Consider the following 24,041-nt stretch of genomic DNA (forward strand, 5'->3'; position numbering starts at 1 on the left):
TACATCGAAGGAGACAATGCATGAGTTCCTATCAGTCCGCATCCAGCCGCCCGCTTGCAGCGGCCGTGGGGCAACCCGGCGCTGACGAAGTCGAGCGCACTTACAAGAAAGTGTTCTGGCGCATCGTGCCGTTTCTGATGCTGTGCTACGTGGTCGCATATCTGGACCGCGTGAACGTCGGCTTCGCGAAGCTGCAGATGTCGCAGGATCTCGCGTTCAGCGAGACCGTGTTCGGTCTCGGCGCCGGCGTGTTCTTTATCGGCTACTTCCTGTTCGAATTGCCGAGCAACATTCTGATGCACAAGATCGGCGCGCGAATCTGGATCGCGCGGATCATGATTACCTGGGGCTTGCTCTCGGCGCTGTTCGTGTTCGTGAAAACACCGATGCAGTTCTACACCTTGCGCTTCCTGCTGGGTCTCGCCGAAGCGGGTTTCTATCCCGGCGTGATCCTGTATCTGACGTACTGGTTCCCGTCGCATCGGCGCGCGAAGATCATTGCCGTGTTCATGTCGGCGATTCCGGTCTCGGGCATTTTCGGCAATCCGCTGTCGGGCTGGATCATGCAGCGCTTCCACAACAGCAGCGGTTTCGCCGGCTGGCAATGGATGTTCCTGATCGAAGCGCTGCCCGCGCTCGCCATCGGCATCGCCACGATCCTGTATCTCGACAACGGCATTGCCAGCGCGAAGTGGCTGAGCGAGCGCGAAAAGCGCCTGCTCACCGATGAAATCGCCGCCGCGCAACCGCAAGAGAAAACGCAAGCGCATTCGCTCGGCGCGGTGTTCCGCGATCCGCGCACGTGGTGGATGTCGCTGATCTACTTCGCGTTCGTCACGGGGCAATACGGCCTGACGTTCTGGATGCCGACGCTCGTTAAATCGACTGGCGTGAGCGGTGCGTTCAATATCGGCCTGTTGAGCGCGATTCCGTTCCTGTGCGCGATCGTCGTGATGAACCTGATGGGACATAGCGCGGACAAGCGCCGTGAACGCCGCTGGCATCTGATCGTGCCGGCGCTGTTCGGTGCAATCGGCTTTACGGTGGCCGCTTCGTTCGCGGAGAACACCGTGGTGTCGATCACGTTTCTCTCGCTTGCCGCCGCTGGTGTGCTGACCTGCGCGCCGTTGTTCTGGTCGCTGCCCACCGCCTTCATGTCGGGTGCGACCGCCGCGGCCGGCATCGCGATCATCAATTCGATCGGCAATCTCGCGGGTTTTGCGAGTCCTTACATGATCGGTTATCTGAAGGACCTCACGCATAGCACGCAAACCGGCATGTATGTGCTGGCCGGCATGCTGGTGATCGGCGCGATCGCCACCTGGCTCACGCCGGCCAAACTGGTCAATCGCTAAACCGGGTCGCGCGCGGCGCACCGATCGTTTTCGTTGCCGCGCGCCGATCCGTTTCAAAGGAGTTGCTGCCATGCCTCGCTTCGCCGCCAATCTGACGATGATGTACAACGAGCACGCCTTCCTCGACCGTTTCACCGCCGCGGCAAAAGACGGCTTCAAGGCGGTCGAGTTTCTGTTTCCCTACGATTTCCGCGCCGGCGAAATCAAGGCGCGGCTCGATGCGAACCATCTGACTCAGGCCCTCTTCAATGCGCCGCCCGGCGACTGGGCCGCGGGCGAGCGCGGCATTGCCTCGCTGCCGGGCCGCGAGGACGAATTTCGCCGCAGCGTCGATACGGCGCTCGACTACACGCGAGTCATCGGCAATCGCAAACTGCACGTGATGGCCGGGCTGATCGGCGCGGACGAATCGCGCGCCCGGCATCGCGACGTGTATCTGAAGAATCTCGCCCATGCCGCGAAGGCCGCGCAAGCCGACGGCGTCACGGTGGTGATCGAGCCGATCAACACGCGCGATATCCCCGGCTTCTTCCTGAACCGTCAGGACGACGCCCAGGCGATTTGCGCGGAAGTGGGCGCGCCGAATCTGAAGGTGCAGTTCGACTGCTATCACTGCCAGATCGTCGAAGGCGATCTCGCGGTGAAACTCAAACGCGATATGGCGGGCATCGGCCACATTCAGATCGCCGGCGTGCCGGAGCGGCACGAGCCCGACGTCGGCGAATTGAACTACCCGTACCTGTTCGATCTGATCGACTCGCTCGGCTATGACGGCTACATCGGTTGCGAATACCGGCCGCGCGCCGGCACGTCAGCGGGCCTCGGCTGGCTGAAACCGTATCTGCATAACGCCTGTTAAGAGAGACGAAAAACATCATGAAAGTACTGATTACCGGCGGCGCGGGTTTTCTCGGCCAGCGCCTCGCACGTGAACTGCTGGCGCGCGGTTCGTTGAAGGGCGCGGACGGCAAGCCGCAAGCCATTACCGAACTCGTGCTGCTCGACGTGGTGCGCGCAAGCGATTTCGGCGACAGCCGCGTGCGCGCGGAAGTGGGCGACATCGCCGAGCGTAGCGTGCTGGAACGCGTGATCGACGAGCGGACCTCGGCGATCTTTCATCTGGCCGCGATCGTGAGCGGGCAAGCCGAAGCCGATTTCGATCTCGGCATGCGCATCAATCTGGATGCGTCGCGGCTGCTGCTCGAAGTTTGCCGGCAACGCGGGCACCAACCGCGCGTGCTCTTCACGAGTTCGGTGGCGGTGTATGGCGGCGAGTTGCCCGATATGGTGCGGGACGATACCGCGTTGAAGCCGCAGTCGTCGTATGGCGCGCAGAAGGCGATCGCGGAACTCCTGCTCAACGATTACGCGCGGCGCGGTTTCGTCGACGGCCGCGTGGTGCGGCTGCCCACCATCAGCGTGCGGCCGGGCAAGCCGAACGCGGCGGCGTCGTCGTTTGCGAGCGGCATCATTCGCGAGCCGTTGAACGGCGAGGCGGCCGTGTGTCCGGTGGCGGGCGCGACGCGCTTGTGGCTGCTGTCGCCGCGCAAGGCGATCGAGAGCCTGATCGCCGGGCTCGAACTCGACGCCGCGTTGCTCGGCAACCAGCGCGTGCTGAACCTGCCGGGCATCTCGGTGAGCGTCGACGAGATGGTGGCCGCGTTGCGCGAGGTCGCGGGCGAGGAGGCCGTGAAGCGGATCGTGTGGGAGCGCGATGCGCGCGTGGAAAAGATCGTCGGCAGTTGGCCAGGGCGGTGGGATACGTCGCGCGCCGAAAGCCTGGGCCTCACCGGCGAGCGCAGTTTTGCCGACGTGATCCGCAGCTATATCGCGGACGAACAGATTCAGATTCGCTGAAACACTTCAAAAGCTTCGTGCCGGCGGCCCTGAGCGCACTTTCGCCGGCGCGAACGCGTCGATCTTCCGATCCTTCTCCGACTCTCGTCACAACAATAGACGGCCCGCACGTATTCCCTGGTGCGGGCCTGACCGCGCTTGACATGCTTTCGGCCACGCGCCTATTATCGTGCCAAGTTGTTCGATATACGGCCATTGCGTTCATATAACGAACTTTCTGGTAAATCCCGAACGCGTCGCCCACCATCCTGCGCTAAGCTGATCCAACGTCACCGCTGCCCCGCAGCCGATTTCCGTTGCGTTCGCGGAGCCGGTACGTCGGCGCATCTCGCCCGCGCCGCCGTGCTTACCTCTCGCACCGCGGGGTGCGGGTCCGGGGTGCGGGTCCATCACGGCGCGGCGCACGCAGCCTATCAACTGGAGACATCACATGACCGAAGCATTCCTGTGCGACGCGATTCGCACCCCCATCGGCCGCTATGCGGGTTCGCTGTCGTCGGTGCGCGCCGACGACCTGGGCGCCGTGCCGCTCAAGGCGCTGATGGAGCGCAACCGGAACGTCGACTGGAGCGCGATCGACGACGTGATCTACGGCTGCGCGAACCAGGCCGGTGAAGACAACCGCAACGTTGCGCGCATGTCGCTGCTGCTGGCCGGTTTGCCGCAAGACGTGCCGGGCTCGACGGTGAACCGCCTGTGCGGTTCGGGCATGGACGCGGTCGGCATCGCCGCGCGCGCGATCAAGTCGGGCGAGGCCGCGTTGATGGTGGCGGGCGGCGTCGAAAGCATGAGCCGCGCGCCGTTCGTAATGGGCAAGGCGGCCAGCGCGTTTTCGCGCCAGGCCGACATTCACGACACCACGATCGGCTGGCGTTTCGTCAACCCGTTGATGAAGCAGATGTACGGCGTCGATTCGATGCCGGAGACCGGCGAAAACGTCGCGACCGATTACAAGATCAGCCGCGCCGATCAGGACGCGTTCGCGCTGCGCAGCCAGCAGAAGGCGGCGCGCGCGCAACGCGACGGCACGCTCGCGCAGGAAATCGTCGGCGTGACGATCGCGCAGAAGAAGGGCGATCCGATCACGGTGTTGCAGGACGAACATCCGCGCGAAACCAGCCTCGAAGCGCTAGGCAAACTGAAGGGCGTGGTGCGCGCGGACGGCACGGTGACCGCGGGCAATGCGTCGGGCGTGAACGACGGCGCGGCGGCGCTGCTGCTCGCCAACGAAGCAACGGCCAGGCGCTTCGGCCTCACGCCGCGCGCGCGCGTGCTGGGCATTGCAACCGCCGGCGTCGCGCCGCGCGTGATGGGCATCGGCCCGGCGCCCGCTACGCAAAAGCTGCTCGCGCGGTTGAACATGAGCATCGGCCAGTTCGACGTGATCGAGCTGAACGAGGCATTCGCCTCGCAAGGCATTGCGGTGCTGCGCACGCTCGGCGTTGCCGACGACGACGCCCGCGTGAACCCGAACGGCGGCGCGATCGCGCTCGGCCATCCGCTTGGCATGAGCGGCGCGCGTCTGGTGACCACCGCGATGTATCAGTTGCAGCGCACGCAGGGCCGGTTCGCGCTGTGCACGATGTGTATCGGCGTCGGCCAGGGCATTGCGATTGCTATTGAACGCGTGTGATGGTTTAGGCGTTATTCGAGCCGAAGCGCAGCCTCATTGAACAGCCCCGTCACGCATGCGACGGGGCTGTTTCATTTGATGCGGCGCATGGGTTCGCGGCTCGATGGATCTATGCTTGATTCACGATCGCCATCATGCCGGATCGAACCGATTTTTCAAGGAGAGCGTCAATGAAACTAGCGACGATTACCGCAACGCTGATAGCGGCGGCGCTCGCGGTGGCTCAGCCGGCGTGCGCGCAAGATGCGATGGCCAGCGCCGCGCAAGGACACGCGCTCGCCGTGGAGCCGGTGCACGTGAAGGCGGAGATCGTCGGCATCGATCCGGGCAGCCGTGCGCTCACGCTCAAGGGTCCGCAAGGCAACACGGTGATCGTGCTGGTGGGCCAGCAAGTCGCCGCTTTCGATCAACTGAAGGTGGGCGATCGGGTAGACGTGCTCTACAAGAATGCCCTGCTCGTGAAGGCGGAAAAAGTGACCGCGAAGGGCAAGGGAAAGGGCAGTCGTGAGCGCGTCGATACGCAGGCATACGCGCCGGCCTCGGGCGGTCTCGATTCGACGCGCGAGATCGAAACACTCGCCACCGTGCAGAAGATCGATCGGACCAGGCGACTCGTCACGCTGCGCGGCGCATCCCGGACGCAAACGCTCGAAGTCAGTCCCGAGGTCGATCTGGCAGACATCAAGGCCGGCGACACGATACACGCGGTATTCGTCTCGGCTGCGGCCGTGCAGGTGACGCCGCAACAAGCGGCGCAATGAGGCGCACATAAGTCGCAATGAGACGCCATAGGGCCGCCCATAAGGCGCACCGATTCGCGGTGCGCCGGGCAGGCTAACGCGGCGCGGGCGGGCCCAGGCTCAACCATGCGAGACGCCCCAGCCAACGCCTGAACGCACCGGTTTTCGCCGGCAGCGCACTCGTGAGCGAGACGCGCGCGGCGCGTTCGCCGTCCGTGCTGAGCCAAACGCGTTCGCCGCGTTGCAGCCGAAACTCCTCACCGGGACCGAGCCAATGATCGTAAGGGGAGCTGACCCGGGTGAGCCAGAGGCGCGCGCCCTGTACGGCGAGCGTGCTGTCGGCGTCGACGCGCCATGTCAGCGTGGCGCCTGGCATCACGGAAAAATGCACCACCACTTTCGGCAGACGTTCGTCCCGCTGACACGCATACAGACTCGAATCGTCGTCCATGCACTGCGGGCTTGCCTGATCCATCTTGCTCTCCGTCATTGAGCCGGCAGACAGAGGCGCCCACAAAACAAAAGGCCCCTTCCGTTACCGGCGGGGCCTTTGGGGTCTTGTGTCGCAGATTCAGACTGCTAACGCGCACATGCTCCCAATGGCCAGCCGATGATGGCTCGCTTTGGGTTTTTAATCGCTAGGGCGATGGAGGTGTGCGTCAACATGAAAACGAGTGTGCCGTTTTGCCGCATGGCTTGTCAATGACAGATTGCCGTAGTTCGTTCATCGGCGCGCGCGCCGCGGCTTGCAACAATCCATGTCGGGGATATGTCGCGGTGCAGTCGAGTTGCCCGCGAATGCTTGTGCTCACGCGTCGAGATGAATCTGCAAGCCCGACGCGCTATAAAGCGCGGTGGCCTTGAAGCCGTCCACCGTGACCGTCGAGAAGCGGCCTTGCAGCCCGTTGCAATCGAGCAGGGCGATCGTGTCGCCAACCTTCGGCGTGAAGCCGGCGGCGAACTTCACATGCAGCGTGCCGCCGACGATCGACGTTTGCCCGCCTACCGCAAGCCGTCCCTGGTCACCGGCACCGCGATTGATTTCCAGCGTGCCGCCCGCCAGTTGCGTGTATTTGCCGCCGATCTTCACACGCGACGTTGCGTTCACGGCCACGGTGCCGCCGCTCACATACACGTCGCCCGTGCCGAATGCGTTTGCCGATCCGGCCACGAGCACGCCGCCCTGCACCTGGGTGCCGCCGCCATACGTATTCGAGCCCGCGAGCGTGAGCGAACCCGTGCCGTTGAAGGTCAGCTTGCCGGCGCCCGAGATGTCGTTGCGCCACGTGTCGGCTGCGTTGAAGCCGCCTTGCGCGGCGTCCATCGACACGACGACGTTGCCCGCGAACGCGCCATAACCGTCGGCGGCGGCGAACAGGTTCAGACGCCCCCAGCCTTCGGCGTCATCGAGTGCGGGAAAACCGGACGGCAGGGCGGTGGTCTTGAGTACGACGCGGCGCTGGTCGGCGCTCAGATACGGCAGGCGCGTTTCGAGCAGCACCTCCGCGCCTTTCGGCACGACGGCGGGCGTGGTGGTCGCGGCGCTCGGCGCGAAGCCGAACGTCAGGCGGCGCAGATAGTTGGCCTTGTTGGCCGCGTAATCCGCGAAGCGGTCGCTCGCCGGCGTGCCCGATTCGGCGAACGCGCGGAACGTGGCGGCGTTCGTGCCGGTCAGCGTGTACAGCGTGTCATGCGCTTGCCTGAAGGCCGCCTGCTTGAGCGTCGCGTTGTTCGGATCGACGAGGTTCGCGGCGACCACCGCTTCGCCGAGGATGCGTCCGCCGATCACGTCGAGCGGTGAATGCATGCCGGCGAGAATGCGGTTCTCGCCCAGTTCGAGGCCGCGGCTCAGCATTTCCTGGTAGCGCTCGGGCAACGCGTAAGCCATCGCGAGCGCGTCGCGCACGCCTTCGGCGGAATGGCCGCTCGGGAAGCCGCCATCGGTCGACGGCGTGGCGCTCTCGGCGGGCACGAGCGTCGGCGCGACGATCACGCTGCTGCTCCAGCGGTACGGTCGCGCATATTTGTAGAAGCGCTTCGCGGGTTCCGTGGAACCGTTGGTGCCGATCGCATTGATGAAGCTGACGACCGAGCCGAACTGCGCATTCGCGGTGCCGCTCACGCCGGTATTGTTGCCGCTGTCGTTGTACACGGTGGTGGTCGCGTTCGCCGGAATGCTCGTGATGCTGCTGGTTTGCTGCGCGGCGCTGCGCCATGCGGCGGTGAGCGGGCCCATGCCGTCGGAGACGCTGTAGCCCTTGCCGCGGCGGTCGTCGTAATACGCGGCCTCGGCTTGCGCGGCCGTGCGCTGCGTGGTGGCGGTGACCACATACTGGACGTTCGCGTTCAGCACCGTGGGGTTCAACGCGGTGCCGTTCGGTGTGCCGTCGCTCGGCACGCCGGTCCAGGTGGAAGCCACGACGGCCGGGAAACTGCCCACGGCGGGCGCGCTGACGCCGGCGTCGACGATATCCGTCAACGGTTGCCACAAGGTGCGAAAGCCGTTGAGCACGCGCACGCCCGCGTTGGTTTCCATCGTCGCGTAGCGCGCGTCGCCGCGCTGGTTGCTGAACGCGTTGTCGACGAACGCGGCCACCGAACTTTGTACCGGCGCGCTGTCGACAAAGCCGGGGTCGGCGGGCGCAGCGGGCACGGCCGCGACCGTCGCGGCCGAACGGGTGCCGTCGTCGATGCCGTCGCCGCCGCAGGCACCGAGCAGAAGTGCGGAGCTCGTGGCGACGAGCAGTAGACTGAAGCGAAGGAATTGCGACGAATGCATGGTGGCCGTGTCCGTAAGGTTGCGCAAGAAAGCGCGCAGTCTAGCGGGGCCGCATGAAGCTAACGTTACACTTGCCGACGCATCCCGGACCTTGCAGGCCGCATGAACGCCGCGGTTTTACCGGGGATCGACGGCTGGCGCATCCACCACCGGCGGCTCGACGATCATCAACGGGAAGCGGATTTCGAACGTGGTGCCCACGCCTTGGCGGGACGCAAAATCGATCTGCCCGTTCAGCACGCGGCACAGCTCCTTGACGATCGCGAGCCCGAGTCCCGTGCCGGGAATGTCCTCGCCCGCGGCGCGTTCGAATTCGTCGAATACGCGGTCCTTGTCCGAAGGCGCGATGCCCACGCCGGTATCCGACACGCGAATCGACCAGTGATCGGCGCCGGCCAGCGCGAAGCTGAATTCGATTTGCCCCGAGGTCGTGTACTTGGTCGCGTTCGACAACAGGTTGACCGCGATCTGCTTCAGCTTGAGCCGATTGGACGTGACCGCGCCCAGCGCCGGATCGAACGATGTGCGCAGCACCAGCCCCTTGGCCTCGATCGCCGGGCGCGATGCGGCGGCGAGCTCGTCGTAAAGCTCGCGCAGTTCGACCTGCTCCAGGGTGAGCGGCGCGCCGTCGCCGAGTACGACGGAGTACTCGACCATCTGGTCGACGAGCTGTTTCATGTCGGCGGCCTGGCGATTGGCGAGCGCCAACGCGGTGTCGGCCTTGGCGGGCGCGCGTTCGATCAATTGCAGCGCGATCGAAAACGCATTCAGGAAGTTGCGCAGATCGTGCACCACGCTACGCGTGATCTGCATCCTCGATTCATAAAGATCGCTGACGAGCCGCTGTTTCAGCGTCAGTTCGTGGTTCGCGCGTTCGAGCCGGCCGGTGTACTCGTCGATCTTGCGGTCGCGCTCGCTGACCACCTCGCGGATCGACGTGAGCGTGACCATGCTGAGCGTCTCCGCAATCAGGCGACGGGCGCGGCTTTCGTGGCGGCGCGTGAACGTGCTGTCACGCTCGGCGAATTGTTCGAGCGCTTCCACGAGCACCTGGTGGAAGAGATCGAGCTCACGCACGAGTTCCTCGATCCGGTAACCCTGGCGCCAGCGGACCTTGCCGTGTTGTCTCGCATTGCGTTCGATCGCCGGCTCGACCCGTTCGAGATCCTCGAGATCGAGCGCGGTGCACAGACCGTCGAGAATGTCGGGCAGGTGATCCGCAAGTTGCTGATAAGTGAGTTTGTCCGCTTCGACCAGGTCGGCGTCGCCGAACACGGCTTTCATCCATTGCCCGGTCAGTCGGGTCCGCTCCGAGCGAACGAAGTCGGCGAATTGGTGCAGCGGGCTAACGCGTGTGTCGGTCATGATGATGCATCGGGATCGGGTTTCTACTACTTGTCTATGCTCGAACCACACCGGACGCGTCGAACGGAAGGCGGGTCATGACGCCTCGCGAGCAAGCACTTTCGGCTGGGATGAGTGGGCGCCTGGCCGCCGGGCGCTGCGCTCCGGTGTTCGAGAGCGCGTCGCCGCCGCCGATGATTGGCGTCATTATCGCCGCAATGGGCGTTCGCGGAACAGCGCTCGCGTGGCGGTGACGCAACCGCGATGAGGTTCGACTCCGCCGCCCGCGATGGGCGAGCTCAAGCGCGCCTTGCAGCGTGGATCACCGCGGGCGCGTGCGCGTCGGCGTCACGCGCCTTTAGAAAATCCACGAACGCGCGTAACGGCGCGGGCAGATGACGGCGCCCCGGATAGTACAGAAAGGGCCCCGAAAAGCGTTGCCACCAGGGCTCGAGCATCGGCTCCAGCGCCCCGCTGTCGAGATGCGGGCGCAGCATGTGCTCGAACAGATGAATCACGCCCACGCCCGCGATGGCCGCATCGATCGCCAGGTCGATCGCGGCGCTGGGGCGCACGAGCAGCGGCCCCGACGGATTCAACTGCAGCACTTCGCCGTCGCGCTCGAAATACCACGCCGGCGTGGCGCCTCCCGCGAATTGCACGCGCAGGCAGGCATGCGAAAGCAGCTCGCGCGGGTGCCCGGGCCGGCCGTGCGCGTCGAGATAGCCCGGCGCGGCGGCGGTGGCGAAGCGCTGCGCGCGTGGTCCGATCGGCACCGCGATCATGTCCTGTTCGAGCCGCTCGTCGTAGCGAATGCCGGCGTCGCAGCCGATCGAGAGTACGTCGACGAAGCCGTCTTCCACCACGACTTCCACGCGAATGTCGGGGTACGCCTTCAGGAACGGCGCGATGACCTCGGGCAAGTCGATGCGCGCCGCGCTCAGCGGAACGTTGAGCTTGAGCGTGCCGGTGGGCTTGTCCCTGAAGCCGTTCAGAACGTCGAGCGCGGCTTCCATTTCGCTGAACAGGGGCGTCAGCTTTTCGATGAGACGAAGGCCGGCTTCGGTCGGGGCCACGCTGCGCGTGGTGCGGTTCAGCAGGCGCAGGCCGAGCTTCGACTCGAGACGGCGCACGGCGACGCTCAGACTCGATGCCGACACGCCGCTGCTGCGCGCGGCGTCGCGAAAGCCGCCGGCGCGGGCGACTGAAACGAAGGCGGCAAGGTCGTTCAGTTCCATGGCGATTGTGCATATTTTTAAACAACCCGTGCACGTTAAGCCGATTTATCTAACAACGCAACCGGCTCATACTGCCGCTCAATCGTTCATCAAGGAGAGCGCCATGCCGAATTTCACTTCCGCCACCCGCACCTTTTCGCTTGCCGGCCGACCCGTGCGGCGCATGGGGTACGGCGCGATGCAACTTGCCGGGCCCGGCGTCTTCGGGCCGCCGAAAGATCGCGACGCGGCGCTCGCGGTACTGCGCGAAGCCGTGGCGTCGGGCGTCGATCACATCGATACCAGCGACTTTTATGGACCGCACATCACCAACCAGTTGATTCGCGAAGCGCTGCATCCCTACCCGGACAACCTGACGATCGTCACGAAGGTGGGCGCGGTGCGTGGCAGCGACGGCGCGTGGCTGCCGGCGTCCGAGCCGCAAGATATCGAGCGCGGGGTGTACGACAATCTGCACAACCTCGGGCTCGACGTGCTCGACGTCGTCAATATGCGGATCATGGGCAGCGTGCACGCTCCCGCCGAAGGCTCGATCGAAAAGCAGGTGACGGCGCTCGCCGAGCTTCAACAGCGGGGGCTCATTCGCCATATCGGTTTGAGCAACGTGACCGCCGCACAGATCGACGAGGCGCGGCGGATCGCGGAGGTCGTCTGCGTGCAGAACCAGTACAACCTGGTTCATCGTGAGGACGATGCGCTGATCGACGATCTGGCGGGCAAGGAGATCGCTTACGTGCCGTTCTTCCCGCTGGGCGGCTTCACGCCGATTCAATCGTCGGCGTTGTCCGGCATCGCGCAAGCGATCGGCGCGACGCCGATGCAGGCCGCGCTCGCATGGCTTCTGCATCGCGCGCCCAACATTCTGTTGATTCCAGGCACGTCGTCGGTCCAGCATTTGCACGAAAACCTGCAGGCCGCGCAATTGCGTTTGACCGATGACGTGTATGCGGAACTCGATGCAATCGGCAAAGCCGACCACAAAGCGTAATCGCGCCGCGCGAAGTCCGACGCACGCCGATAGCCGCGTCACGCCAAACTACCAGGCGTTACCGCCATTGCTGCAAGAATGACTTGGCGGCGCCTGAGTTTTCCCGGCTGCGAATGGTAAATTGAGTTGCGCGCAATCGGGAGGCGAGGTCTATGGCGATGGACTCAAATCAGTCGGGCAGTGCGTTTCCCGCATTGACGAGTATCCGGTTCATCGCGGCATTCGCGGTCGTCGTCTCTCACTACTCGGAAAACAATCTGCTGCCGTTGCCGTCGGCGATATTCGATTTCATCGACGGCGGCCGTTCGGCGGTGTCGTTGTTCTTCGTGCTGTCGGGCTTCATTCTCACCTTCACGTATCGCGACAAACTCGGGCACGGCGGCGTGCGCACGTTCTACGAAGCGCGGATCGCGCGGATCTATCCGATGATCCTGCTCGGTCTGCTGCTGTGCGTTCCCGTGGTGGCCTATCTTCTTTATACCGGCGACGCCTCCCTGATGCTGAAGTGGTATGCAATCAAGGAAGCGGTCTATCCGGCGCTCGTCGTTAGCCTCGTATGCCAGTTACTGCTGATCAACGGCTGGTTTCCGTTTTCGGCGATCAAGCAGCCGTGGAACGGGCCGTCCGACAGCGTCTCCTGCGAGGTGTTCTTTTATCTGCTGTTCCCGTTTCTGCTGCGCCGGATCACGCGCATGCGCGCAGCGCGGATCGCGCTTGTCTCGCTCGCGCTGTGGCTCGCGACGGGCGTGTGGATCGCGCTTCTGCATGCCTATATGCCGGTCTCGCGCAGCGGCGCGATGATCTACTCGATGCCATTGTCGCGGCTCTCCGAGTTTGTCATGGGGATCGCCGCGGCCATTTTCTATTTGCGGCTTCGGGCGAGCGGCACGTCGCAACACGGTAGAGGCGTGGTGCTGATCGGCGTGGCATCGTTTGCCTTGACGGGGCTCAGCGCATGGCGGCCGGCGGCGCCGTCATTTTTTCTCGACGCGCCGTTGTTCGCCGCGCTGATACTCGGCCTCGCGTTGCTGGAGCGGCCGGTCGTGGGCCTATTGAACTGGCGGCCGCTCGTTCGGCTGGGCGACGCGAGCTATTCGCTGTATCTCATTCACATGCCCCTCGCGCTCTGGTCGCTGATGCTTGGATTCGGACCGTCGAACGGCTGGATGGTGATCGTGTTCTGCATCGTGGCGAGCCTGCTCTGCTTCAAACTATACGAAGAGCCGATGCGCAGGCGCCTCAAGGCGCGCCTCGCGAGGGTGATGACACCGCTTTCCGTCGGCAAGCCGGGGCAGTCCGTGGCTCGACCGACGCACGGAATGGACTCCGGTTGATCCGATCGAAGGGCGGCGCGCTGGCTGACACGCCGTGCGTGGCGCGCTCTCAAACCGAGGCCGCGATGTGTTCCCGCAGCCATTGATGCGCCGGGTCGCGATGCGCGCGCTCATGCCATAGCATCGCCATCTCATAGCCCGGCACTTCCACGGGCGGCTCGACGGTTCGCAGCGCGCCGGTGCCGCGTACCAGCCGCGCGGGCACCATCGCCACGAGGTCCGTGCTCGCCAGCGCGGAGATCGCGAACAGGAAGTGCGGCACCGACAGCACGACCTTGCGCGTGAGGCCGGCCTTTGCAAGCACCTGGTCCGTGATGCCGACGAAGCCGCCGCCATCCGGCGACACGATCACATGCTCCAGCTTGCGGAACTGCGCGAGCGTCGGCCGGCGCTTCAAGCGCGGGTGGCCGGCGCGGCCCGCGAGCACATACCGCTCCGCGAAGAGCACGCGTCTTCGCAGCCCGGCGGGCGACCCTTCGCTCGTATGGAATGCGAGGTCGATCTCGCCCTGTTCCGCTTGCCTCGCGATGCGCGGCGGGACAGCTTCCACGACCGCGAGACGCGTGCCGGGGGCGGCCGCCCGCAGGCCGGCCAACGCGGGCAGGACGATGGTCGATTCGGCGTAGTCGGTGGCGGCGAGGCGCCACGTGTGGGTCGCCTCGGCGGGATCGAAAGGCCTGGCGGGCGCCACCGCGCGTTCGAGCGCCTCCAGCGCTTGCCGCAAGGGTTCGCGCAGCGCCTCGGCTCGCGCCGTGGGCCGCATGCCGCGCGGTCCCGGCAGCAACAGCGGGTCGCCGAGGACATCCCTGAGTTTGGCGAGATGCACGCTGACCGACGGCTGCGAGAAGTTCAGACGTTCCGCCGCGCGGGTGACGTTGTGCTCGGAGAGCAACACGTCGAGCGTGACCAGCAGGTTGAGGTCGAGCCTTCTGAGATTATTCATTGCAATACCTGCAATATCGGTAATTCATTTCCAATATACCGTGGCGGGAACTATCGTGTTTGCTTCTCACCACGATCAGCAATGAAGGCCACGATCATGAATGTTCTTATTGTCTACGCTCACCCCGAACCCAAATCGTTGAATGGGTCGCTCAAGGACTTTTCGGTCAAACGTCTCGAGCGTGCGGGGCACGTCGTGCAGGTATCCGATTTGTATGCGATGAACTGGAAAGCGTCGCTCGATGCGGACGATTTTCCCGGCAGGCAGACCGGCGCACGTTTCGATCCATCGCTCGACTCGAAGCATGCGTTCGAGAATGGCTCGCAGAGTCAGGACATCGCGCTCGAACAGGAAAAGCTCAGATGGGCCGATGCCGTCATCCTGCAGTTTCCGCTGTGGTGGTTTTCGATGCCGGCGATTCTCAAGGGCTGGGTGGAGCGCGTCTATGCATACGGCTTCGCGTATGGGGTGGGGGAGCACTCCGACACGCGCTGGGGCGAACGCTACGGCGAAGGCACGCTGGCGGGAAAGCGCGCGATGCTGGTCGTCACGACGGGCGGATGGGAGTCGCATTATGGTCCGCGCGGCATCAATGGTCCGATCGACGATATCTTGTTTCCGATTCAGCACGGCATTCTGTATTACCCCGGCTTCGACGTGTTGCCGCCATTCGTGATCTATCGGACGAGCCGGATCGACGAAGCGAAATACGCAGAAGCGCGCGATGCGCTCGGCCAACGTCTGGACGCATTGGGCACAACCGCGCCGATACCGTTCCGGCCACAGAACGGCGGCGCGTACAGGATTCCGGCGCTGACGCTGCGGGACGAGATTGCGCCGGGACAGACCGGTTTCGCGGCCCATGTCGCCTGAACGTGACAGGTGTCGCTTCTTGTCGGGGCGCTCAAGCGCAACCGGAGCGTCGCACCGTTCGCGATGCGCGGTTCACGCTCGCCGCCTGCGACATGCGCTCTGCCGTATCAATCGATGCCGTGAAACACGGCGTCGTCCGGGCCGAGATACGCGGGCGGGCGCCATGCGGCGTCGCGCATCGAATGCTGGACCAGCTTTTCGACGCCCAGCAGCACCGCGAAAATCGCCATCCGCACCGGAATGCCGTTGTCGGTCTGCCGGAAAATCGCCAGCCGTGAATCGTGATTCAGATCGACGCTCAGGTCGTTCGCGCCCGGCCGGCTGTCGCGCGGCAGCGGGTGCATGATCAGCGTATCGGTGCCGCACACGCTGTCCACCAGCGCCTGATTGATCTGGAAATCCGGCGTATAGCCCTCGAACGATTCGTCGGTGAAACGCTCTTTCTGAATGCGCGTGGCGTACACCACGTCCGCGCCGCGCAGGCCGTTGGGCAGATCGCTGGTCTGCTCGATCACGTGGCCGTTGCGCGAAATCTGCTCGATGATGTAGCCCGGCATCTCGAGCATGGGCGGCGAGACCAGCGTGAACTTGATGCCGCGATACAGCGCCAGCAGCTTGACCAGCGAGTGCACCGTGCGCCCGTACTTCAGGTCGCCCACCAGCGCGATATGCGCGCCGTCGACGATCTTGCCGAGCCGCGAAAACTCGCGCTGGATGGTGTAGAGATCGAGCAGCGCCTGGCTCGGGTGCTCGCCGGGGCCGTCGCCGCCGTTGATCACCGGCACGTTGGTGGCGCGCGCGAATTCGGCCACCGAGCCTTGTTCCGGATGGCGGATCACCAGCGCGTCCACGTAGCCGCTCATCACGCGGCTCGTGTCGTAGATCGATTCGCCCTTGGCCATCGACGAAAACGTGAAGCCGGTCGTGTCGCACACCGAGCCGCCCAGCCGGCAGAACGCCGCACCGAAGCTCACACGCGTGCGCGTGCTGGCCTCGAAAAACAGATTGCCGAGCACGGCGCCTTCCAGCACACGCGAGATTTTTCGGCGCCGCGCGATCGGCTGCATGATGTCGGCCACACGAAACAGCGCCTCGACCGAGTCGCGCGAGAACTGATCGACCGACAGCAGTTGCGGCTTGCCCTCGAACAGCATCTGACTCGCGAGCGACTGTGAGTCTACGCTTTGCGTATATTTTTCGCCCGGCTCGCCGTGCACGACGATCTCCGACACGAAGCGCTCCACGATCTCCGGCATGGCCCGCGATTCCTGCGAGTCGTCCGGCAGGAGCCAGGTGTCGAGCGCCCGGCGCGATACGCCGATGCGGCCGGCGAAGGTGTCGCGGGTCATGTTCAGGCGACGCATCGCATCGCGTAGGAAGGCTTGTTGCGGGACGCTCATGCGGGCACCTGTCGGAAGGGAGGAAGTGTACGGGCGATGTACGCGGTGCGTATATTAGTTTCCCGGCGTCAGAAGTCAAGTCATTTTGCGATGGCTTTGCCAGGCAGCGCCGGACGCGGTTACACTGCGCTTCATGCATTCCGGCCAAACGCTCCGACTCCGTCCGTCAATCGCCGCACGCCTCGCTTTCGCGAGCGCCGTGGTTGCACGCGCGAACCGCGCGGGCCTTTCAAGCGTTAGCGCCAAAGCCAAAAAACAGCCGCTCATCTGACCGGAGCACGCTGTTCCGTCAGATGTGCGACGGAACAGCCGGTCAACGCCCGCCTGCGGCATTTCCTGTCTTTGCTCCCTCGCACCGCTGTACGGAATCGATACGGTCGTCATCGAGGTAAAGACATGTCTATTTTTTCGGGTATCTGGGTTCCGCTCATCACGCCTTTCGCCGACGGCGAAGTCGATCACGCCGCGTTGCGTGCGTTGGTGCGCCGTTACGCCGACGCGGGCATCGCCGGGCTGGTCGCGCTGGGAACGACCGGCGAGCCGGCCGCGCTCGACGCCGCCGAACAGGACGCCGTGCTGGCGACGATTCTCGACGAAGCGAACGCCGCCGCCCGCGACGCATGCGATGCGCGGGCACTGCCGGTGCTGGTCGGCGTATCGGGCAATCACACGACGAGCATGCGCGAGCGCATCGAGCAACTGAACCCGCTGCCGATTGCCGGCGTGCTGATGGCCGCGCCGTATTACATCCGGCCGTCGCAGGCGGGCATCGTCGGCCATTTCACGGCGCTTGCCGATGCCAGCGAGAAGCCTGTCGTGCTCTACGACATTCCCTATCGAACCGGCGTGCGCATGGAACTCGGCACGCTGCTGACGCTCGCCGCGCATCCACGGATTCACGCAATCAAGGATTGCGCCGGCTCGCTCGACACCACGCTAGCGCTGATTCGGGACGGCCGTTTGCGGGTGCTCGCCGGCGAGGACATGAATCTCTTCAACACCTTGTGTCTGGGCGGCAGCGGGGCGATAGCCGCGTCGGCGCATGTGCGCCCCGAGCGGTTTGTCGCGCTGTATCGCGCGCTCGCGGCGGGCCGCCTCGATGAAGCGCGGCGCATTTTTCACGCGCTCGCGCCGCTGATGGAGGCGCTGTTCGCGGAACCGAATCCGGCGCCGGTGAAGGCGCTGCTGGCCGCCCAAGGGCTGATACGCGACGAATTGCGCATGCCGATGACGCGCGCTGGCGACGCGCTGGTCGCGCGGTTGCTCGCGCTGGATGGTGATCTCACCTCGGCGTGAAGAATTTACATGTGCTTGCACCACATTGGGCAGGTTCGGAATATTCCGAGATGATCATTCGGCATGCCAGGTGATAATTGCGACACTTTTTTCACGATTATCACCGGGTTCGTCCGGTGCACGCCTTATGCAGTTATCCCTGTTAGTTCCGTTTGCCGATGTCTTGTCCTATTTGAAAACAGCGCTCAATCCGTGCCATCCGCGCTCCGCGCGTCGTCGCTCGCCGTGCGTGTGGGGCCGCTGATGTCCTCCGTCCTTTTTTCTGGCCGCCTGAGCAGCGGCTCTATCAGCTTTGTTACCCGCCGCACCGCTGTGATCATCGCCGCCAGCGCAGCCCTCGGCACGGCGGCGCTGGCGCTCGCCGCCGGCATCGCGATCGGCTTGCACTGGCCGGCCGAAGCATCCGGCAATCCCGACTCGGGCCGTGTCGAGCGCGACTATACGATCGGTGAACTCGGCAAGTTGAACGCGTCGGTGGCGCAGATCGAACCGCGTATTGCGCGCCTGACCGCGCAGATCGGCGCGCTGCACGATTTCGAGTCGCGTCTGAATACACCCAGGCGGTCGCCACGCGCGCCGGCCATGCCGGCTGGCGCTGAAGACCTGGCTGGCGATAGCGAGGGCGGTCCTTTATTGCCGCCGCGCCGCTGCGTCGACGTGAGCGCGCAGCCCGGCGATCGCACCGACCCCGCGCGCACCCGGCAACAACTGGACTGCATCTCGGCGGTGCTGTCGTCATTGGAACGGGAGAGCGCCGGCCTCCAGATGGCCTATAACGCGTTTCCCGGCCGCATGCCTGCCGACGGCGCGCGCTTCGGCTCACCGTTCGGCAATCGTGCTGATCCGTTCACGCGTCGTTTGAGCTTTCATTCCGGCATCGATCTGGTCGCGTCAACCGGTACGCCGATTCTGGCGGCGGCCGGCGGCCGCGTGATCTTCGCCGGCGAAAAGTCGGGTTATGGCAAGGTGGTCGAAATCGATCATGGCAATGGTTTCATGACACGCTATGGCCACGCGTCGCGCATTCTTGTGCATGCAGGCGATCTCGTACTGCCGCGCCAGCATGTCGCCGACGTCGGTTCGACCGGGCGTTCCACCGGTCCGCATCTGCACTTCGAGGTGCTGGTCAACGGCGTGCACGTCGATCCGGCCGCCTACCTCGCGCTCTTCGCACCCGCACGTCATGGATGAGCGGCGTTTCTCCCGTAATGCGATCGGCCTCACCCAGCGCGCCTACACATTGCAGCCCGCGCGTTCGCTCGGCGTTCGCGTGATGCTGTGGCTAGCCGCGTGCGCGGCCAGCGCCGCGGTCGGCGCAACGGCCCTGATGGCCTGGCAAGCGCAGCGCGCCGGAGTGCTTGCGGACTCGTGCCATGCGGCGCCCGTTCCGCCGGATGTCGTGCAGGCGGAACTCGAGCGCACACGCCTTGCGCTGGCACAGGAAACAGCGGCGCGCGGCGCCGTGCAGAAAACCGCCGACAGCGCGGCTGCCGAAGTCGCGCGTTTGACCGGCCAACTGCAGTTTCTGCAAGGGCGGGGCAAGACGAAAGCCGCTTCTGCAACGGCGTCGAGCCGCTGAGCACGCTCACGCAGCAACCCGGCAACCGCGCCTGACGCAAGCGCCGGACAAGCAAGCCCACCCCCGCTCGTCGCGTGGGACATCACGCGACAACCATTTCCATTCCCGAGAGATCTTTATGTTCGGCAAGAAAAAAACCCCCGGTATCCAGCAATCCAAACTCGCCACCCTCGTCGCTCACGACGTGCGCATCGTGGGCGACCTGCAGTTCAGCGACGGCCTGCGCATGGACGGTCACGTGAAGGGCAACGTCAGCGGCGAGCCGGGCAGTCAGACGCTGCTGGTATTGAGCGACCGCGGCTCCGTCGAGGGCAACGTGCACGGTTATGACGTGGTGATCAACGGCCGGATCGTCGGAGACGTGATTGCCGATCACTTCGTCGAGTTGCAAAGCAACGCGCACGTGACGGGCAACATCTATTACCAGCAATTGCGGATGGATTGCGGCGCCTCGGTGGACGGCAAGCTCACCAAGCGCGAAACCGCGCATGCGGCGCCGCTGCTGGTGGCGGTGACGGACACGCCGTATGAGGAGCGCGAGGACCGCAAGGCGGGCTAGGCGGCCGCGAGGCGCTTCGAACCAAGCCCGCGCGGCTTGGCGGTCGCGAAGCGCTTCGAACCGAGCCGGCTGCGACTGGCGTCGCGCGAAGTTGTCGTGGCCGAGCGCTTCGCCGCATTCGCAGGCTATTCACCTCACTCATTCGCCCTTGTTTGCCCGCTTGTTTGGCCAAGCAAGCCGCGCGCACCTTCACCCTCCAGAACATCAGCGACCTCGCATGACAGAAAGGTCGACATCGTCGTGATCGGCACAGGCCGCACCGAAGCGACGCAGGAAGAAATCCTCCGGATCGATGCCGGGTCAGTGTCCCGATGACATTCCCGCCGGAGAGGCGGAGCCTCGATTTCGACAGCCTTACGAAACTAGTTGCATTTCGATACCAAATTGCCTACGATCCGAGTGGTTGCACATTAAAACCATTTGGCCGGTAGTGCCGCCATCTGGTTCCCGCTCGAACCGCCTGTCCAGCCGGCTCTTCTTGACCCGGGATATCCGACTGGCGGCGCGTTCGTCAAACATCGGATTTGGAAGAGTGACAATGGACATCTCATACGCCCGCTCTGGTCGAAACACGATTGCCCTCGCCGCGATTTGTCTCGCCCAGCTCATGTTCGCGCTGGAAATCTCCAGCGTCCCCGTTATCCTGCCGACGCTCGAAAGGCTGCTGCATGCGGACTTCCGCGACATTCAGTGGATCATGAACGCGTACACGATCGCGTGTACCACCGTGTTGATGGCGGCCGGCACACTCGCTGACCGCTACGGAAGAAAGCTTCTCTTCATGACCAGCCTCGTGGTGTTCGGCGTGGCGTCGCTGATCTGCGGGCTCACGCAGAGCGCCCCGCTGCTCATCGCGAGCCGTTTCGTGCAAGGCATGGGCGGCGGCTCGATGTTCATATGCCTGATCGCCATTCTTTCCAACCAGTTCAAGGAAGGCCACGAACGCATCAAGGCGTTCGGTATCTGGGGCATTTTTCTCGGTTTCGGGCTCGGTTTCGGCCCGATCATCGGTGGCGTGATCGCCGAGTTGGCTGGCTGGAAGTGGGTGTTCCTCGTCCACGTTCCGTTAGCCATTCTGACGTTCTTCCTGGCGATCGGTAGCATAGAGGAGTCGCGCGATCCGGACGCGCGCAAGCTCGACCTCGCCGGCATCGTCACGCTCTCGCTCGCCGTCTTCGGGCTCACCTGGTACATCACGCAAGGCTCGGAGCAGGGCTTCACGAGCCGCGGCTCGCTGTACATCATTGCGGCTACGATCTTGAGCTTCGTTCTGTTTCTCGTGGCCGAGCGAGTGAACGCGCATCCCATGTTCGACTTCTCGGTCTTTCGAATCCGCAAGTTTTCCGGTGCGATCATGGGTTCGATCGGCATGAACTTCAGCTTCTGGCCGTTCATTATTTTCCTGCCGATCTTCTACCAGGGCGCGCTGCACTACGACATCGTCGCGGCAGGCCTCTCGTTGCTGGCCTATACACTGCCGACGCTCGTCATTCCGCCTGTCGCCGAGCGGCTATCGCATCGCTATCAGCCGGGCGTCATCATTCCTCTCGGCATGTTCACGATCGGCCTCGGATTCATTCTGATGCGTTTCGGCGCGAGCGCTGAACATGCCAGCGGCTTCACGATGCTGCCGGGCTCGCTGCTCGCGGGCATCGGACTCGGCCTGACCAACACGCCCACCACCAATACCACCACGGGCTCGGTGCCGTCGAATCGTGCCGGCATGGCCTCGGGAATGGACATCAGCGCACGGTTGATCAGTCTCGCCATCAATATCGCGGTGATGGGCTTCGTGCTGGTGGCGGGCATCAGCGATTACCTCAAGAACGTCCTGCCGAGCGTGTTCGACGCGGCACAGCGCCAGTCGCTCGCCGAGCACATCGCGGCCGGCAGCGTGGAAGGGCTGACTGAACGCTTCCCCGCGCTCGTGCAGGCGGACCCCTCTGGCGCGGTCCTGCACGGCGCACTGGTGCACGGCTTTGGCTGGGTCATGCTCTATGGCGGGCTGGGGGTGTGGGCGCTGGGCGCGGTCAGCCTGGTGCTGTTCGGCACGCAGCGGTCGGCGCAACGCGCGAGCGTCTGATACCGGCAAACGGACGGCATGGTCCCGCGCCGCGCAAGACGGTCCGGCCGCACGGCGCGGCGTGAGAAAAAGAAGGCGAACCGAACGAAAATGCGATGGAGCAGCCGATGAACGATCTCCTGAAGCACGTGCTGGATGCCTACGGCGGCCTCGACCGCTGGCATTCGCATTCGCAGTTGAGTGTAAAGAGCGCGACGGGCGGACCGTTCTGGCCGTCGAAGGGCATTGCCGAGAACCACGGCTGGGGCAACGTGACGATTCGCACGGCGAGCGAATGGACTCGCATAGCGCCATACGGTGCGCCAGATCGAACGATGACGTTCGCGCCGGAGCGGGTCGTCATCGAAGACGGCGATCGACAGATCGTGCAGGAACTCGTCGATCCTCGCGCGGCTTTCAAGGGCTACGGTCCACATTCCTATTGGGACGCATCCCGCCAGGCCTACTTCAACGGCTACGCGCTCTGGACCTATCTCGCCACACCGTTTCTGCTGGCGCAGCCGGGTGTCGAGCTCACCGAGGGTGCGCCGTCGTACGAAGACGGTGAAGTGTGGCGCGTCCTCGACGTGTTGCTGCCGGAAACGATCGCCAGTCACAGTGCGGCTCAGCGCTTTTACTTCGGACCCGACTACCTGCTGCGTCGCCAGGACTACCGCCTGGATGTCTCGGGAGGCACGCAGGTCGCGCATTACGTGTCCGATTTCGTCGAAGTGGAGGGCCTGCGCTTTCCGTCGAAGCGACGTGCGTATCCGCGAGGTGAGGGCGGCCAGCCGGATCGCAATCAGTTGTTGGTGTGGATCCGCTTCGATGAGTTTCGCTTCGATTGACGGGCTCGCGAGTAGGCGCATCGCGAAGCGAACGTGGGCGGGAATCTATCCACGAAGCATTAGATAACGCTTGTGGCGGTAAAAAGAAGTTTTATAATGGAACCAGCCGTGTCGACGTTTCACACGGCTGTTCTTGTCGAAGAGGGTGGTCCGCGCGTCGTGCGCCATCTTCTAACGGGCGTAAATGACTGCTCGACGGGGAACGTAGCCGTTGAGGTCTATGTAATCGGTCGGGCCAGTTTGTCAGGCAGCTGGAGGGCCGCGATGGTGAAGCGAACGAGTCACAAGGCAACGGGTTGTCCCATCGCGCGCCCGCTGGACGCCATAGGCGACTGGTGGTCGCTCCTGATCATCCGCGATGCTTTCGATGGCTACGAGCGCTTCGGTGAATTCCAGAAGAGTCTCGGTCTTGCAAAGAACATCCTGACGACGCGGCTGCGCAATCTCGTTGAGCACGGCATTCTGGAAACGGCGCCGGCTTCCGACGGCAGCGCCTATCAGAAGTATGTCCTCACGAAGAAAGGGCTCGGTCTCTTTCCACTGCTGGTGGCGTTGCGTCAGTGGGGCGAGGAGCATTTCTTCGAGCCGTCCGAACTCGATGTTCGCCTCGTCGATCGCAAGTTCGGTCAGCCTGTCAAACGGCTCGAGCTTCGTTCGCAAGACGGGCGTTTGCTGGGCCCGGAGGATGCCGAAGTAAGAAAGATCAGCAGTGGTTTGCGCGCATCGCCCCGGCCGTCGTCCGCACAGCAGGTCAACGACGGTCGCCGTAAAAAAGATCCAGCCTGACGATCCGCTTCATTGCGGTTTTGGCGATGTCCATTCGAGTCATCGCCGCTCGTCGGGTGAATGACAGTTCTTCCCAACGTTCCCGGCCGATAACCACGGTCCGAACTCGCACCGACAGCGTTGCACGAGCTGCGGTCGCGTAGGTGACGTTTCAACCTTTGAAGATTTATTCGCAACGCCAAACTCTTCCAGTGAGAGTTTTTGGCGTGCGCTCGTTTTGCACTGGCCGGGTAGCCAGGTATTCGCGCATGCATAAAGGCGCCATTGCACCGGATTCGCTGCTTCAATATTATTTCCGCGCTATGAACTAGTTACATACCAGAAGCCGAAAAAACGGAGCTATCGAAGTCTGGTTTTCGATAAAAAGGTATTTGCAGGAACGTCGATTAAAATAGTTGCAAGTTGAAACCTCAACATCTATATTGTG

At 63.9% G+C, this 24,041-nt stretch carries 21 protein-coding genes; 15 read left to right on the forward strand and 6 right to left on the reverse strand.

Annotated elements, in window-relative coordinates; all coding sequences use genetic code 11:
* Nucleotides 1-20 precede the first annotated feature (20 nt).
* The 5 genes from ACTJLC_RS09660 to ACTJLC_RS09680 all read left to right on the forward strand — a co-directional run bounded on the left by ACTJLC_RS09660 (nt 21) and on the right by ACTJLC_RS09680 (nt 5,606).
* Nucleotides 21-1,355, forward strand: a complete 1,335-nt coding sequence (locus ACTJLC_RS09660; protein WP_073427315.1) for an MFS transporter — start codon at nt 21-23, stop codon at nt 1,353-1,355.
* Between the two features lie 70 nt (nt 1,356-1,425).
* Nucleotides 1,426-2,214, forward strand: coding sequence for a 2-oxo-tetronate isomerase (otnI, locus tag ACTJLC_RS09665; protein WP_310318396.1), 789 nt, complete (start codon nt 1,426-1,428; stop codon nt 2,212-2,214).
* Between the two features lie 17 nt (nt 2,215-2,231).
* On the forward strand, nt 2,232-3,212 hold the full coding sequence (gene denD, locus ACTJLC_RS09670) for a D-erythronate dehydrogenase (RefSeq protein ID WP_083081213.1): 981 nt from the start codon (nt 2,232-2,234) through the stop codon (nt 3,210-3,212).
* A 430-nt stretch (nt 3,213-3,642) separates the two neighbouring features.
* Nucleotides 3,643-4,845: a 3-oxoadipyl-CoA thiolase gene (gene pcaF, locus ACTJLC_RS09675; protein ID WP_073427318.1), complete on the forward strand. Its 1,203-nt coding sequence runs from the start codon at nt 3,643-3,645 to the stop codon at nt 4,843-4,845.
* A 170-nt stretch (nt 4,846-5,015) separates the two neighbouring features.
* Nucleotides 5,016-5,606 (forward strand): hypothetical protein, encoded by a 591-nt coding sequence (locus ACTJLC_RS09680; RefSeq protein WP_083081209.1) that lies wholly within the window; start codon nt 5,016-5,018, stop codon nt 5,604-5,606.
* A 73-nt stretch (nt 5,607-5,679) separates the two neighbouring features.
* On the opposite strand, the gene ACTJLC_RS09685 is transcribed toward ACTJLC_RS09680, so the two are convergent.
* The 4 genes from ACTJLC_RS09685 to ACTJLC_RS09700 all read right to left on the reverse strand — a co-directional run bounded on the left by ACTJLC_RS09685 (nt 5,680) and on the right by ACTJLC_RS09700 (nt 10,946).
* Entirely contained in the window at nt 5,680-6,060 is a 381-nt protein-coding gene (locus ACTJLC_RS09685) for a DUF2917 domain-containing protein (protein ID WP_310318399.1), read from the reverse strand.
* A 333-nt stretch (nt 6,061-6,393) separates the two neighbouring features.
* Nucleotides 6,394-8,364 carry an acid phosphatase gene (locus tag ACTJLC_RS09690; RefSeq protein WP_310318402.1) on the reverse strand — a complete coding sequence of 657 codons (1,971 nt, stop codon included), beginning with the start codon at nt 8,362-8,364 and terminating at the stop codon, nt 6,394-6,396.
* Between the two features lie 117 nt (nt 8,365-8,481).
* Nucleotides 8,482-9,729 carry a sensor histidine kinase gene (locus tag ACTJLC_RS09695; protein WP_114164265.1) on the reverse strand — a complete coding sequence of 416 codons (1,248 nt, stop codon included), beginning with the start codon at nt 9,727-9,729 and terminating at the stop codon, nt 8,482-8,484.
* A gap of 278 nt (nt 9,730-10,007) precedes the next feature.
* Nucleotides 10,008-10,946 (reverse strand): LysR family transcriptional regulator, encoded by a 939-nt coding sequence (locus ACTJLC_RS09700; RefSeq protein ID WP_114164266.1) that lies wholly within the window; start codon nt 10,944-10,946, stop codon nt 10,008-10,010.
* Nucleotides 10,947-11,049: 103 nt separating this feature from the next.
* Here ACTJLC_RS09700 and ACTJLC_RS09705 point away from each other — a divergent pair, with 103 nt between their 5' ends.
* Both ACTJLC_RS09705 and ACTJLC_RS09710 read left to right on the forward strand, forming a co-directional pair.
* Entirely contained in the window at nt 11,050-11,934 is an 885-nt protein-coding gene (locus ACTJLC_RS09705; RefSeq protein ID WP_310318407.1) for an aldo/keto reductase family oxidoreductase, read from the forward strand.
* A gap of 152 nt (nt 11,935-12,086) precedes the next feature.
* Complete coding sequence (locus ACTJLC_RS09710) at nt 12,087-13,268, forward strand: acyltransferase family protein (protein WP_114164267.1); 1,182 nt, start codon at nt 12,087-12,089, stop codon at nt 13,266-13,268.
* Between the two features lie 49 nt (nt 13,269-13,317).
* On the opposite strand, the gene ACTJLC_RS09715 is transcribed toward ACTJLC_RS09710, so the two are convergent.
* The gene (locus ACTJLC_RS09715) at nt 13,318-14,211 is read right to left on the reverse strand and encodes a LysR family transcriptional regulator (RefSeq protein WP_374709889.1); all 894 of its coding nucleotides are present in this window, start codon (nt 14,209-14,211) and stop codon (nt 13,318-13,320) included.
* Nucleotides 14,212-14,307: 96 nt separating this feature from the next.
* On the opposite strand from ACTJLC_RS09715, the gene ACTJLC_RS09720 reads away from it, so the two are divergent.
* Nucleotides 14,308-15,084, forward strand: coding sequence for an NAD(P)H-dependent oxidoreductase (locus tag ACTJLC_RS09720; RefSeq protein WP_310318410.1), 777 nt, complete (start codon nt 14,308-14,310; stop codon nt 15,082-15,084).
* Nucleotides 15,085-15,191: 107 nt separating this feature from the next.
* Here the strand turns inward: ACTJLC_RS09720 and ACTJLC_RS09725 are convergent, their stop codons facing one another.
* Complete coding sequence (locus tag ACTJLC_RS09725) at nt 15,192-16,484, reverse strand: aspartate carbamoyltransferase (protein WP_073427326.1); 1,293 nt, start codon at nt 16,482-16,484, stop codon at nt 15,192-15,194.
* Nucleotides 16,485-16,880: 396 nt separating this feature from the next.
* Between ACTJLC_RS09725 and dapA the strand changes: the two genes are divergently transcribed.
* The 7 genes from dapA (at nt 16,881) to ACTJLC_RS09760 (ending at nt 23,614) form a co-directional block, all read left to right on the forward strand.
* Nucleotides 16,881-17,780, forward strand: coding sequence for a 4-hydroxy-tetrahydrodipicolinate synthase (gene dapA, locus ACTJLC_RS09730; protein WP_310318413.1), 900 nt, complete (start codon nt 16,881-16,883; stop codon nt 17,778-17,780).
* Nucleotides 17,781-18,023: 243 nt separating this feature from the next.
* Nucleotides 18,024-18,971: a M23 family metallopeptidase gene (locus ACTJLC_RS09735; protein WP_310318416.1), complete on the forward strand. Its 948-nt coding sequence runs from the start codon at nt 18,024-18,026 to the stop codon at nt 18,969-18,971.
* The gene (locus ACTJLC_RS09740; RefSeq protein WP_310318419.1) at nt 18,964-19,359 is read left to right on the forward strand and encodes a hypothetical protein; all 396 of its coding nucleotides are present in this window, start codon (nt 18,964-18,966) and stop codon (nt 19,357-19,359) included. Before ACTJLC_RS09735 ends, ACTJLC_RS09740 begins: the two co-directional genes overlap by 8 nt.
* Nucleotides 19,360-19,477: 118 nt before the next feature.
* The gene (locus tag ACTJLC_RS09745; RefSeq protein WP_114164270.1) at nt 19,478-19,918 is read left to right on the forward strand and encodes a bactofilin family protein; all 441 of its coding nucleotides are present in this window, start codon (nt 19,478-19,480) and stop codon (nt 19,916-19,918) included.
* Between the two features lie 538 nt (nt 19,919-20,456).
* Complete coding sequence (locus ACTJLC_RS09750) at nt 20,457-22,001, forward strand: MFS transporter (RefSeq protein WP_073427330.1); 1,545 nt, start codon at nt 20,457-20,459, stop codon at nt 21,999-22,001.
* 107 nt (nt 22,002-22,108) lie between these two features.
* Nucleotides 22,109-22,828, forward strand: a complete 720-nt coding sequence (locus ACTJLC_RS09755) for a hypothetical protein (protein ID WP_310318422.1) — start codon at nt 22,109-22,111, stop codon at nt 22,826-22,828.
* Nucleotides 22,829-23,092: 264 nt separating this feature from the next.
* Nucleotides 23,093-23,614, forward strand: a complete 522-nt coding sequence (locus tag ACTJLC_RS09760; protein ID WP_083081176.1) for a winged helix-turn-helix transcriptional regulator — start codon at nt 23,093-23,095, stop codon at nt 23,612-23,614.
* The last annotated feature ends 427 nt before the right edge of the window (nt 23,615-24,041 follow it).

It is taken from the genome of Paraburkholderia sp. 22099, assembly GCF_052045835.1.
Taxonomy (GTDB): domain Bacteria; phylum Pseudomonadota; class Gammaproteobacteria; order Burkholderiales; family Burkholderiaceae; genus Paraburkholderia; species Paraburkholderia terricola.

Excerpts from the sequence above, each read along its gene's own strand:
- ACTJLC_RS09660 (WP_073427315.1), top strand. The coding sequence starts at position 21 with ATGAGTTCCTATCAGTCCGCATCCAGCCGCCCGCTTGCAGCGGCCGTG.
- otnI (WP_310318396.1), top strand. The coding sequence starts at position 1,426 with ATGCCTCGCTTCGCCGCCAATCTGACGATGATGTACAACGAGCACGCC.
- denD (WP_083081213.1), top strand. The coding sequence starts at position 2,232 with ATGAAAGTACTGATTACCGGCGGCGCGGGTTTTCTCGGCCAGCGCCTC.
- pcaF (WP_073427318.1), top strand. The coding sequence starts at position 3,643 with ATGACCGAAGCATTCCTGTGCGACGCGATTCGCACCCCCATCGGCCGC.
- ACTJLC_RS09680 (WP_083081209.1), top strand. The coding sequence starts at position 5,016 with ATGAAACTAGCGACGATTACCGCAACGCTGATAGCGGCGGCGCTCGCG.
- ACTJLC_RS09685 (WP_310318399.1), bottom strand. The coding sequence starts at position 6,060 with ATGGATCAGGCAAGCCCGCAGTGCATGGACGACGATTCGAGTCTGTAT.
- ACTJLC_RS09690 (WP_310318402.1), bottom strand. The coding sequence starts at position 8,364 with ATGCATTCGTCGCAATTCCTTCGCTTCAGTCTACTGCTCGTCGCCACG.
- ACTJLC_RS09695 (WP_114164265.1), bottom strand. The coding sequence starts at position 9,729 with ATGACCGACACACGCGTTAGCCCGCTGCACCAATTCGCCGACTTCGTT.
- ACTJLC_RS09700 (WP_114164266.1), bottom strand. The coding sequence starts at position 10,946 with ATGGAACTGAACGACCTTGCCGCCTTCGTTTCAGTCGCCCGCGCCGGC.
- ACTJLC_RS09705 (WP_310318407.1), top strand. The coding sequence starts at position 11,050 with ATGCCGAATTTCACTTCCGCCACCCGCACCTTTTCGCTTGCCGGCCGA.
- ACTJLC_RS09710 (WP_114164267.1), top strand. The coding sequence starts at position 12,087 with ATGGCGATGGACTCAAATCAGTCGGGCAGTGCGTTTCCCGCATTGACG.
- ACTJLC_RS09715 (WP_374709889.1), bottom strand. The coding sequence starts at position 14,211 with ATGAATAATCTCAGAAGGCTCGACCTCAACCTGCTGGTCACGCTCGAC.
- ACTJLC_RS09720 (WP_310318410.1), top strand. The coding sequence starts at position 14,308 with ATGAATGTTCTTATTGTCTACGCTCACCCCGAACCCAAATCGTTGAAT.
- ACTJLC_RS09725 (WP_073427326.1), bottom strand. The coding sequence starts at position 16,484 with ATGAGCGTCCCGCAACAAGCCTTCCTACGCGATGCGATGCGTCGCCTG.
- dapA (WP_310318413.1), top strand. The coding sequence starts at position 16,881 with ATGTCTATTTTTTCGGGTATCTGGGTTCCGCTCATCACGCCTTTCGCC.
- ACTJLC_RS09735 (WP_310318416.1), top strand. The coding sequence starts at position 18,024 with ATGTCCTCCGTCCTTTTTTCTGGCCGCCTGAGCAGCGGCTCTATCAGC.
- ACTJLC_RS09740 (WP_310318419.1), top strand. The coding sequence starts at position 18,964 with ATGGATGAGCGGCGTTTCTCCCGTAATGCGATCGGCCTCACCCAGCGC.
- ACTJLC_RS09745 (WP_114164270.1), top strand. The coding sequence starts at position 19,478 with ATGTTCGGCAAGAAAAAAACCCCCGGTATCCAGCAATCCAAACTCGCC.
- ACTJLC_RS09750 (WP_073427330.1), top strand. The coding sequence starts at position 20,457 with ATGGACATCTCATACGCCCGCTCTGGTCGAAACACGATTGCCCTCGCC.
- ACTJLC_RS09755 (WP_310318422.1), top strand. The coding sequence starts at position 22,109 with ATGAACGATCTCCTGAAGCACGTGCTGGATGCCTACGGCGGCCTCGAC.
- ACTJLC_RS09760 (WP_083081176.1), top strand. The coding sequence starts at position 23,093 with ATGGTGAAGCGAACGAGTCACAAGGCAACGGGTTGTCCCATCGCGCGC.